The 11,438-nt window shown below is 70.0% G+C and carries 8 protein-coding genes; 5 read left to right on the forward strand and 3 right to left on the reverse strand.

Features of this window, described 5'->3' with window-relative positions; translation table 11 throughout:
- Positions 1–6: 6 nt before the first annotated feature.
- Both ACLB1G_RS06600 and ACLB1G_RS06605 read right to left on the reverse strand, forming a co-directional pair.
- Positions 7–909, reverse strand: a complete 903-nt coding sequence (locus ACLB1G_RS06600) for an AraC family transcriptional regulator (RefSeq protein WP_491626399.1) — start codon at positions 907–909, stop codon at positions 7–9.
- Positions 910–988: 79 nt separating this feature from the next.
- Positions 989–1,351 carry a DUF4870 family protein gene (locus ACLB1G_RS06605; RefSeq protein WP_491626400.1) on the reverse strand — a complete coding sequence of 121 codons (363 nt, stop codon included), beginning with the start codon at positions 1,349–1,351 and terminating at the stop codon, positions 989–991.
- A gap of 148 nt (positions 1,352–1,499) precedes the next feature.
- Between ACLB1G_RS06605 and ACLB1G_RS06610 the strand changes: the two genes are divergently transcribed.
- Positions 1,500–3,509 (forward strand): hybrid sensor histidine kinase/response regulator, encoded by a 2,010-nt coding sequence (locus ACLB1G_RS06610; RefSeq protein WP_491626401.1) that lies wholly within the window; start codon positions 1,500–1,502, stop codon positions 3,507–3,509.
- Positions 3,510–3,511: 2 nt separating this feature from the next.
- Here the strand turns inward: ACLB1G_RS06610 and ACLB1G_RS06615 are convergent, their stop codons facing one another.
- Positions 3,512–7,891 carry a DEAD/DEAH box helicase gene (locus tag ACLB1G_RS06615; protein WP_491626402.1) on the reverse strand — a complete coding sequence of 1,460 codons (4,380 nt, stop codon included), beginning with the start codon at positions 7,889–7,891 and terminating at the stop codon, positions 3,512–3,514.
- An 87-nt stretch (positions 7,892–7,978) separates the two neighbouring features.
- Here ACLB1G_RS06615 and ACLB1G_RS06620 point away from each other — a divergent pair, with 87 nt between their 5' ends.
- The 4 genes from ACLB1G_RS06620 to ACLB1G_RS06635 all read left to right on the forward strand — a co-directional run bounded on the left by ACLB1G_RS06620 (position 7,979) and on the right by ACLB1G_RS06635 (position 11,415).
- Positions 7,979–8,371 (forward strand): hypothetical protein, encoded by a 393-nt coding sequence (locus tag ACLB1G_RS06620; RefSeq protein ID WP_491626403.1) that lies wholly within the window; start codon positions 7,979–7,981, stop codon positions 8,369–8,371.
- Between the two features lie 162 nt (positions 8,372–8,533).
- On the forward strand, positions 8,534–9,076 hold the full coding sequence (locus ACLB1G_RS06625) for a lipocalin family protein (RefSeq protein ID WP_491626404.1): 543 nt from the start codon (positions 8,534–8,536) through the stop codon (positions 9,074–9,076).
- A gap of 3 nt (positions 9,077–9,079) precedes the next feature.
- Positions 9,080–9,304, forward strand: coding sequence for a TIGR02450 family Trp-rich protein (locus ACLB1G_RS06630; protein ID WP_491626405.1), 225 nt, complete (start codon positions 9,080–9,082; stop codon positions 9,302–9,304).
- Between the two features lie 152 nt (positions 9,305–9,456).
- Positions 9,457–11,415: a sialate O-acetylesterase gene (locus ACLB1G_RS06635; RefSeq protein ID WP_491626406.1), complete on the forward strand. Its 1,959-nt coding sequence runs from the start codon at positions 9,457–9,459 to the stop codon at positions 11,413–11,415.
- Positions 11,416–11,438: the final 23 nt, after the last annotated feature.

Here is an 11,438-nt window from a genome sequence, read left to right on the forward strand (position 1 = left end):
GTCAGTTCACAGCGGCCGGACCGGGATGCAAATGTCGCATTCCAGGTTGACGCTGCTGCTGCCGGGACGCGCTTCCGGAGCGAAACGCTCGAAGCTGGGGCGGTCGTCGAACTGCATTCCGCTGCCTGGCATCCAGCTGCGTGTCAGCTCCATCCAGCATGCCGCCAGGTCCGTGGGCGGGGCCGAGAAATGCGCCACTGCGTAGCGCCCGCCTGGCAATTCGGCCAGCGCAAGCTGCGGGCCGGGCTGGAAGCCGTCCGGCAGCGCGACGCAGGCGTCGTAGCGGCATTTGTCCGACGCGGTGATGGTGGGATCATCCAGGCCGACGCCGTAGCAGGTTTGCGCCTGCAGCCCGTTCGCTACTATCCAGGGCAGCACCGTGCCGCGCCAGAACGCGCCGATGGCGGGACCATAGGGGCCGATCAGGCGAAAATACGCCACGCGCACGGCGGGCAAGTCTTGCAGTTGTACGTCCATGTCCAGGCTTCCTTCGGCATTGGGGGAGTGCTCATGGTAGCGCCGCGCCGGCAGGCGGGCCTGATCAGGATTGCTCTTGGCAGCCTGCATCCACTCGCTGGGCGGACAGCCGAACTTTTGCTTGAAGGCCCGTGCGAAGGCTTCGCCGGAACCGAAGCCGGTGGCCATGGCGGCATCCAGCACGGTCGCGCTATGGCCGCAGGCCAGCAGGAAGGCGGCTTTTTCCAGCCGCCGCCGGCGCGCGTAGTCGCCCAGCGTCTCGCCCATCCAGGCCGCGAACACGCGGTGAAAGTGGTAGCGCGAGAAGTTGGCGATATTGGCCAGCTGCGCCAGTTCCAGCGGCTGGTCCAGGTGCGTGTCGATGTGGTCGAGCACGCGGTTGATGCGCCGCGCGTACTCGGCGCGGTGGCGCTGGCCACTGTCGTCCTTCATGCCATGGTGCGCAGCAGGCGGTCGTGCAGCCGCGTCAGCAGCAGGGCCGCCAGCAGGGCGCGGCTGCGGCCTGCCACGCTCAGACGGCCGCCGCTTCGTTGCGGTTCAGGCGCAGCATGCCGCTGATGAGGCGGTAGGCTTTCCACAGCCAGGCGCACACGCCCACCAGCCAGGCCAGCGGGATGCCGATGATGGTGGCTGCCAGCACCGCGCTCACGCACATCCACACCACATACCACCAGAACGAGCGGATCTGCCAGGTATGGTGGGTGTGCACGAAGGTGCCGGACGTGCTGGGGCGCTGCACGTAATTGAGTATCAGCGGGATGAAGGACAGGGCGCCCAGCGTGAACAGCAGGCTCAGGCCGTGCAGCACATACAGCCACCATGCCATGTTCTTGGCCGCATCCAGCTGGCGGTCGAGTATCAGTTCCTGGGACATGACGATCCTCCTGTGATGGGTTCGGACAGGTTTCCATTATAGCAATCGGGATGCCGCGCGGTGTGCGTACCGCTCCCATATGTGCGATCGTGCACGTTACTTTTCGTCATGCTGTTACACTGCCTGTATTCCCAGACCACGAGCTTTCATGCCCCCTGCCGCCGTCGCCAGCCTGCCATTTTCCGCCGAAGGGCCGTTCACCTGGCTGTTCGAGAGCAGTCCGCATTGCCTGGCGCTGCTGGACATGGACGGCCGCGTGATCGCGCTGAACCAGGTGTGCCAGCGCAGCCTGGAACGGGAGCCGCTGGGGGGCGAGCGCAAATTCTGGGCCCTGTCCTGGCCGGACAGCGTGCGCGATGAACTCGCGGTGGCGCTGGCGGCGGCCTGCAGCGGCGGTTCCGGCCAGTTCGACGCCCAGCGCCGCAACGCCGCCGGGCAGCTGCGCTGGTGGAACGTGACGGTGACGCCGCTGCGCGATGGCGCCGGCGTACCGGTAGCGCTACTGGGCATCTCGCGCGATATCACAGGGCAGCGCAACGTGGAGGAACGATTGCGCCTGCTGGACGCCATCGGCCAGGCCACGCGCGCCAGCAGCGACGCCCTGGCCATCATGGAGATCACCACCCGCCTGCTGGGCCAGTACCTGGGCGCCACGCGCTGCGCCTACGCCGACCTGGAGGACGACAACGATATCTTCACCATCCGTAATGACTGGACCGCGCCCGGCGTGGCCAGCACGGCCGGCGTGTATTCGCTGGACCTGTTCGGCCCGCGCGCGGCGGCCGAGCTGCGCGGCGGCGGCGTGCTGGTGATACACGACGTGCGCCGCGAACTGAGCGCCGAGACCGGCGCCGCCATGTTCAACGCGATCGGCATCGAAGCCATCATCTGCTGCGGCCTGGTCAAGGATGGCCGCCTGGTTGCCATGATGGCCGTGCACCAGGCCACACCGCGCCGCTGGAGCCCGGAGGAGGTGGCCCTGGCGCAGGAAGTGGTGGAGCGCTGCTGGGCCCACATCGAACGGGTGCGCGCCATGCAGACCCTGCGCCAGGAGGACCGCCGCAAGACCGAGTTCCTGGCCACGCTGGCGCACGAGCTGCGCAATCCGCTGGCGACCATCGCCAACGGGCTGGCGCTGCTGCCCCTGAAAATGGGCGATGCGGACGGCACCACCCGGGTGCACGGCATGATGGAGCGCCAGCTGTCGCATCTGGTGCACCTGGTGGACGATTTGCTGGACATAGGCCGCATCACGCAGGGCAAGGTGGCGCTCAAGAGGGAGCGCGTGCGGCTGGGCGCCATCGTCGATTCCGCGCTGGAGGCCGCGCGGCCGCTGGCCGAGACGCGCCGGCACCAGCTGATCGTCAACCAGCCCTACGCGCCGCTGGAACTGGAGGCCGACGCCACCCGCATCGCCCAGGTGCTGGGCAACCTGCTCAACAACGCCGCCAAGTACACGCCAGAGGGCGGCCGCATCGGGCTGGATGTCAGCGCGGAAAACGGCCAGGCCGTGGTGCGGGTGTCGGACAACGGCATCGGCATCTCGCGCGAGGACCTGCCCTCCATCTTCGACCTGTTCATGCAGGCCGGCAGCACCCGGGAACACGCGCAGGGCGGCATGGGCATAGGCCTGGCGCTGGCCAGGCAACTGGTGCAGCTGCATGGCGGCAGCGTGCATGCGGCCAGCGGCGGCCCGGGACAGGGCAGCTGCTTCACGGTGCGGCTGCCGCTGGCGCCCGCGCTGCCGCAAGCCGCGCCGCAGGCGGCCAGTGACGCCATCCCCGAAGCTGCGCCGGGCAGCATCCTGGTGGTGGACGACAATGGCGATGCCGCCCACATGCTGGCCGATATACTGGAATTGTCCGGCCACGCGGCGCGGGTGGCGCTGAGCGGACCGGATGCGCTCGACATGATGAAGCGTGAACCGGCGCAGATCGTGTTGCTCGATATCGGCATGCCCGGCATGGATGGCTACGAGGTGGCGCGCCGCCTGCGCGCCATGCACTGGCAGCGCCGCCCGGTGCTGGTGGCGCTGACCGGCTGGGGCACGGAGCGCGACCAGAGCCTGACCCGCGAGGCCGGCTTCGATCATCACCTGACCAAGCCGGCCAACCTGGCGGCGCTGAACCAGATTATCTCGGCCAGCCTGGCCGTGTGAGTTCAGCGCTGGCGGCCCACCAGGCTGGCGTGCAGCAATTCACGGTCCGGTACCGGATCGACCAGGTAGGCGATTTTCCCGGCCACCATCGTGGCCACGGCGAGGCCGTCGCGGAACAGGATGCGGTTGCCGGCCAGCGCAGGCACCTTGTCGCCCGGCAGCAAGGTGCCGCACAGGTTGAGCGGGTCGGCGCCGGAGATGCACACCAATCCACCATCATGTGGGCGGCGCCGCACTTCGCGCAGCATCGGGATGGCTTCCGGCAGGGCGAACTGCTCGCCTGAGTATCCCGCCACGAAACGGCCGCCGCGGATTTCGCCGCGCGCTTCCAGGCGGTGGTAGACCGGCAGCAGTTCGCGCCATGACGGCAGCCACGCGGCCTCGCGCTCCAGCAGGCGCCAGAACATCACGCCGTAGCGGCGCAGCAGGGTCATGGCGACATATTCCAAAGTGTCCTGCGGCAGGCGCTGCTGCGGCAGGCGCGGCTTGCGGGATGGCTTGCCGCCCGCCGCTTCCGCTTCCGGCGCCGCGCGCCGCACCAGCGCCCAGCGTCCCGCCTCGTCCATCCCGGGCGGGGCGAAACCGCGCCGGCGCTTCTTGTCATTGCTGGCGCGCTTGTTGGCCGGTAGCAGCATGGCGCGCATGCCGGCAAAGCTGTCGGCGTTCACCAGGCCGGTCGACACCAGCTCGCCCAGCGCAGTTTCCAGCTCCACCGGCAGCAGGCGCGCGTCGTGCTGCAGTTCGTCGAAGAACATGGCGCCGTCGCGGCGCAGGGTTTCCAGCACGCGCGCCGCGCGCGGCGACACCTCGGGCTGGCCGGCGCCGGCCGGCAGCGTGTGCCACAGCGCACTCTGGCGGCGCGGCAGCAGCACGATGGGCGTGGCGCGCACCGGGCCGCCGGAGGCCGACAGCGGTGCGCCGATGCGGGTCCACACCACCTTGCCGGCGCGGCACAGTTCATCCAGGTAAAGGATGGAGTAATCGGCCATGCGCAGCGCCAGCAGGTCGCTTTCCCAGGCCCCGGCCGCCGCCTCGTAGCCTTCCAGCTGTTCCAGCACCTTGGGCAGGGCGTCCTGGCCATGCAGCCGGGTATCCGCCGACAGGTGCTGCCAGTCGAACAGGAAGCGCATGAAGTCCTGGCGTTCGACCGGCTCGATTTCGCGCCGCAGCCGCTTGATGGTGTAGCGGTGGATGCGCGCCAGCAGGTGGCGTTCGCACCATTGCTCGTCCGCCGCGCCTGGCGTGTAGCGTCCCCGCATGACGTAACCCTGGCTTTCCAGCGTGGCCAGGGCAATGGCGGCGCTGCTCTCCGGCAGTGCCAGCGCGGAGGCGATGGCGGCCAGCGGCTGCGGGCCGAAGCCGGTCAGGCGGGCGCGCAGCAGTTCGACCAGCGCGCTGTCGCGGGTCCAGGCGACCTCGCCGTCGAGGGCGTGGCTGTCCGGTATCGCCAGCGCGGGCGTGGCCATGGCTTGCGGATACACGGCCTGCAGGCAGGCCAGGCGTTCCAGCGGCACCCAGAAATCGGCGCCCTCGTGGCTGCGCAGGCGGGTAGCGCGGCCGGCACGGGCCAGTTGCTCCAGCCACCCGGGCCAGCCAGGCTGGCCGGCCGCTTCGGCTTGCGTGACGCAGGCCAGGGCCACCAGCGCTTCCTGCATCTCGTCCGCGCTGCGCGGCTGAGGCCAGGCTTCGTCGGCCACGCTGGCGATGGCGTCGGCGTCCAGTGCGCCCAGGTCGTCGGTGGCGGCAGGATCGCTCCAGCGGCGCCCCATCACGGCTTGCGTGCGGCGTTCTTCCAGCGGGGCGTCGTCCAGGAAGGCGTAGGGGCGGGCATTGAGAATTTCCGCCGCCAGCGGCGAGGGCGCGGGCAGGTCGCGCGCCAGCAGCCGCACCTGGCCCGCTTCCATGCGGCGCAGCAGGGCCAGCCAGCCTGCACTGTCCATGGCCTCGTGCAGGCAGTCGTCCAGGGTCTGGTCCACCAGCGGATGGCTGGGCAGTTCCCGTTCGCCGACGATGTTTTCCAGGCAGGCCGCCTGGTCGGGGAAGACGGCGGCCAGCAGGTCGTCGCTCTTCATGCGCTGCAGCTGGGGCGCCACCTTGCGGCCGCCCGTGTAGCGCGGCAAGGCCAGTGCGGTGGTGGCGTTCCAGCGCCACCGCACGTTGAACAGCGGTGCGTCCAGCAGGGCTTGCACCAGGATGTGTTCGGCGGTGGCGGAGCGCAGGTAGCGCCACACTTCGTCCAGCGGGAAGCTGTGGCTGGTGGACAGCGAGAGGATGATGGCGTCCTCGGTGGCGGCGGCCTGCAGCTCGAAATTGAAGCTGCGGCAGAAGCGCTTGCGCAGCGCCAGGCCCCAGGCGCGGTTGATGCGGCTGCCGTAGGGCGAGTGTATCACCAGCTGCATGCCGCCGGATTCGTCGAAGAAGCGCTCCATCACCAGCGTGTCCTGGGTCGGCAGTGCGCCCAGCGTGGCGCGCGAGCGGGCCAGGTAATCGACGATCTGACGGGCGGCGTCCTCGTTCAGGCCCAGGTGCTGGTCCAGCCAGGCCACGGCGCGGTGCAGTGCGGCCTGGCCTTGCTCGCCGCCGGCCAGCTGGTGATCGATCTCGGCGCGCAGGCGCGCCACGCCGGCCGACAGTTCATCGCTGCGGCCAGGGGCCTCGCCCAGCCAGAACGGGATGTTGGGCGCGGCCCCGTGGGCATCCTCGACCCGCACCTTGCCGGCGTCCACCTTCAGGATGCGGTAGGAGGTATTCCCGAGCTGGAACACGTCGCCGGCCAGGCTCTCGACCGCGAAATCCTCGTTGACAGTGCCGACCGGCTGGCCTTGGGGCTCCAGCAGCACGGTGTAGTCGGCATTGTCCGGGATGGTGCCGCCCGAGGTCACGGCTGTCAACTTGCCGCCGCGCCGGCCGCGCAGGGTGCGGGTGGCGGCATCGCGGTGCAGGTAGGAGCCGCGCACGCCGTTGCGCGAGGTGTAGCCCTCGGCCAGCATGCGCAGCACGGCGTCGTAGCGGGCCCGTTCCAGCCGGGCGTAGGGCTGGGCGCGGCGGACCAGGTCGAACAGCTCGTCCTCGCCCCATTCGCGGCAGGCCACTTCCGCCACGATCTGCTGGGCCAGCACATCCAACGGCGCGGGCGGCACCCGCAGCGCATCGAGTTCGCCGCGCCGCACGCAGTCCAGCAGGGCGGCGCACTCGATCAGGTCGTCGCGCGAGGTCGGGAACAGCCGGCCCTTGGGCATGCCGCCCACGTGGTGGCCGGAGCGCCCGACCCGCTGCAGGAACGAGGCGATGCTGCGCGGCGAGCCGACCTGGCACACCAGGTCGACGTCGCCGATATCGATGCCCAGCTCCAGCGAGGCGGTGGCGATCAGCACCCGCAGCTGGCCATGCTTGAGGCGCTGCTCGGCAGCCAGCCGGTATTCCTTGGCCAGGCTGCCATGGTGGGCCGCCACGTGTTCCGTGCCCAGGCGGTCGCCCAGGTGGCGCGCGATGCGCTCGGCCATGCGGCGCGTGTTCACGAACACCAGCGTGGTGCGGTGCAGGACCGACAGTTCGGCCATGCGGTCGTAAACCCGTTCCCACACCTCGTTGGGCATGACCGCCTCCAGCGGCACCGGCGGCAGCTCCAGCGCCAGGTCGCGCGCGCGTACGTGGCCGACGTCCACCACGGCGCACCCGCCGCCGGCGCCACCCCCGGCCGCACCACGCCCGGCGAGGAATTCGGCCACCAGCGACAGCGGCTTTTGCGTAGCCGACAGCCCGACCCGCACCGGCCGCCGTCCGCACAGCGCATCGAGGCGCTCCAGGCTCAGGGCCAGGTGGCTGCCGCGCTTGCTGCCGGCCACGGCATGGATTTCGTCCACGATCACGGTGCGCACGGTCGACAGCATGGCGCGCCCGCTGTCGGAACCCAGCAGGACGTACAGCGATTCCGGTGTCGTCACCAGGATGTGGGGCGGGCGGCGGCGCATGGCGTTGCGCTCGGCCGTGGTGGTGTCGCCGGTGCGCACGGCGGCGCGGATGCCGTGCGGCGGCAGGTTCATGGCTTCCAGCTGGCGGGCGATGCCTTCCAGCGGCGCTTCCAGGTTGAGGCGGATATCGTTCGACAGCGCCTTCAGCGGCGACACGTACAGCACCTGGGTTGCATCCGGCAGCGGAGCGTCCCCGCTGTCGCGCACCAGGGCGTCGATGGCGGCCAGGAAGGCGGTCAGGGTCTTGCCGGAGCCGGTGGGCGCCGCCACCAGGGTCGGGCGGCCGGCCTGTATCAGCGGCCAGGCCTGCCGCTGGGCCTCGGTCGCGGCAGGGAAGGCCGCGCCGAACCAGGCCGCGACGGCCGGATGGAAGTCATGCCAGCTGCTGGCGATGGGCGCGCGCTTGTTCATCCTGCCTCACATGGGGGCGGGAGCCGCTGGTGCAAGGCCGGGTGGCCGCTCAACATTGCATATCGCCCCGGTGGAAAGTGCGCTACCATGCTGCTCCCTGTCAGCTACACGAAGAAATACCGCATGTACTATGCTACCGCACGAGAGTTCCTCGCGGCCGTCCAGCAGCGCTACCGCGCCCTGGCCGCAGAGTCCCGGTCCGACCATCCCACCGGCATTGCGCGCGGCGTGGCGGACACCATCGACACACTGCTGTTCCGCGTAGCGGGCGGCTTCCAATTGGCGACCTTGCAGCGGCTGCGCTTCCGCCGCCTGCGTGTGGTGGACGGTGTGCTGTGCCGTGCGGTCTCCGGCCTGCATCCGCACGGTGGACGCATCACCGCCTGGTTCGGCGCCGACGACCTGCTGCTGCGCCGCCTGCAGCGGCATGGCTGGCATGTTGTCACCTCCACCACCCCCGGCGCCCAGGCGCCGGACTGACCGAGCCGCCCCGGGGACCGCCTGCCAGCCTCTTCCCATCGCGCAGGGGAAGCTATTCAGTGCCATGGTTGCGCAAGCTACTCGTTAGTAGTAAAGTTTACCGATAAGTAGATTGCGCCCGCTGCCGGGCGTGCCCATGGCCTGTTTATCCGGAAAATACGTATGTCCTCGCCATCCCTGTCCCGTTGCCTGGTCCTCTTCTGCGGCTTGCTGCTGGCCGCTTGCGCCAGTGCGCCACCCCCTGGCATGACGCCGGTCACCAACTTCGAAGCGCAGCGCTATAGCGGCAAATGGTATGAAATCGCGCGCCTCGACCATCGCTTCGAGCGTGGCTTGAGCGATGTCAGCGCCAGCTATACGCTGCGGCCCGACGGCGTGGTCGAGGTGGTGAACCGCGGCTACGATGCCAAAGATGGACGCTGGAAGCAAGCGCAGGGCAGGGCCCTGTTCAATGGCGCACCGCAAGTCGGCTCGCTCAGGGTGTCTTTCTTCGGCCCCTTCTACGGCGGCTACCACGTGGTGGCGCTCGACCCCGACTACCGCTGGTCCATGGTGGCGGGCAATGACCGCTCCTACCTGTGGATACTGGCGCGCGACAAGCGCCTCCCGGACCAGGTGCTGGCGCAGCTGCTGGCGCAGGCGCGGCTGCTGGGCTTTGATACCGCGCAGCTGACCTACGTCAGCCAGGACCGCGGCGACGGCTGAGCCATGGCCATCAAGCTCAATCCCCGCAAGCTCTTGCTGAGCAAATGGACGGCGCTGCAGCCGCAACACAAGGAAAAACACTTCCTCGTGGTGCGCGTGCTGCAGCCTGAGGACCCGCAGGCGCCCATCGTCTCGGTGGAACTGGAAGCGGTCCACAGCCGGCGCAGCCGCATCATGGACTGGAGGGCGCTGACCGATGCGCAGCGCTGGCGCCAGGGCTGGCACTGAACCCCCAGGCAGAAAACGCCGCACCATCAGGCCGCAGCCCAACGGGTATCGCGGTTTTGATGAATTATGTTCGGCCCACTGGTGATTTTCATAATTGTCCGCCGTCGTGCAAGATCGCACAATTGCGGCACAACGATAATCACGAGGACACGATGGAGACCAAACGCAAGCCGGCGCCCCTGCTGGCGCTGGCGGCCGCCTGCCTGTGCTGGTCCGCGCAGGCGGCAGAGCTGGACCTGGCGCGCATCTTTTCCGACCACGCGGTGCTGCAGCGCGACCAGCCTGTGACGGTTTGGGGCACGGCGCCGGCCGGCGCCACGGTGGCCGTCAGCCTGGCCGGGCAGGGCGCCAGCGCCAGCGCCGATGCGCGCGGCAAGTGGCGCGTCTCGCTGCCGGCGCAGCCGGCCGGCGGCCCTTATACGCTGCAGGTGGCCTCGGGCGGCAAGACCGTCAGCCGCAGCGACATCCTGGTGGGCGACGTTTACCTGTGCTCGGGCCAGTCCAACATGGAATTCCCTCTGCGCGCCTCGACCGGCGCCACCGAAGCCATCCAGGGTGCGCGCAACCAGCGCATGCGCTTCCTGAACGTGGAAAAGCACAGCGCCGCCACGCCGCAGGAGGAACTCAAGGGCGCCGTGGCCTGGACCCCGGTGACGCCGGAGACGGTGGGCGAGACCTCCGCCGTCTGCTATTACATGGCGCGCTCGCTGCAGGCCAGCTACCAGGTGCCGGTGGGCCTGGTCCACGCCAGCTGGGGCGGCACCACGATACAGGGCTGGATAGGCGCCGGATCGCTGGGCACGCTGCCCGCCTACCGGGACGGGGTGGCCGCGGTGGCCGAATACGGCGCAGACGCTGCGGCCGGCATGCGCGGCGAGGCGGCCCGCAACGATGCGTGGTGGACGGCGCACGATCCGGCCGACGCCGCCCAGCGCGGCTGGCGCGGCGCCCGGTTCGACGATGCCGCATGGCCGGACATCACGCCCGGCGGCTCCTGGAAGGACAGTGGCGTGACCGGCTTCAAGGACTTTGACGGCGTGGCCTGGTACCGCGCCACCATCACGCTGACGGCGGAGCAGGCCGCCCAGGCCAGGCAGCTCAACCTGGGCCCGGTCGACACCTACGACACCACCTGGGTCAACGGCGTGCGCGTGGGCGGCGCCAGCACGCCGTGGATGTGGCGCGCCTATCCGGTGCCGGCCGGCGTGTTCAAGGCCGGCCGCAACGTGATCGCGCTGCGGGTGTTGAACGGCGGGCGCGGCGGCGGCCCGTCCGGCCCGCCAGGTTCGCGCCACATCGCGCTGGCGGATGGCCGGCAGCTGCCCTTGCCGCCGGTCTGGAAGGTGCAGCGCGGCAGCGCGCTCAAGGGCCTGTCCGTGCCGCCCGCGCCGTGGGATGTGCCGACCAGCCTGACCACCCTGTACAACGGCATGATCGCGCCGCTGGCCGGCTACAAGTTCAAGCTGGCGGCCTGGTACCAGGGTGAATCGAATGCCGGCGCGGCGCAGGAATACCGCACCCTGCTGCCGCTGCTGATGCGCGACTGGCGCCAGCGCTTCGGCCAGCCGGAGCTGCCGTTCGTGATCGCGCAGCTGACGGCGTTCGGCGCACCGGCCAGGTCGCCGCGCGAGTCCGGCTGGGCCGAGCTGCGGGCGGCGCAGGCCGCCGCCGTGGCGGCCGACGCCCACGCCGGGCTGGCCGTGATCCTGGATGTGGGCGACCGCTACGACATCCATCCGACCCAGAAGACCGTGGTGGGTGAACGCATGGCGCGCGCGGCGCGCAGCGTGGCCTACGGTGGACAGGGCGCGCCCGGCAGCCCCTACGCGGTGTCCGCCAGCCGCAGCGGCCAGGACATCGTGATCGCGTTCCGCGACACCGGCGGCGGCCTGGCCACCTATGGTTCCGAGCGCGCCATCGGCTTCGAAGTGTGCGCCGCCAAGGCTTGCCGCTACGCCGAAGCGCGCGTGGAAGGCGACACGGTGCGCCTGCCCGGCGCCGGTACGCCCGACGCCACGCGGGTGCGCTACGCCTGGGCCGACGCCCCCTTCGTCAACCTGTACAGTGGCGACGACCTGCCCGCCGCGCCATTCGAACTCGGCCTGCGCTGAGCGCCGATCTGGAGACCAGACTG

It is taken from the genome of Duganella kummerowiae (assembly GCF_053572355.1).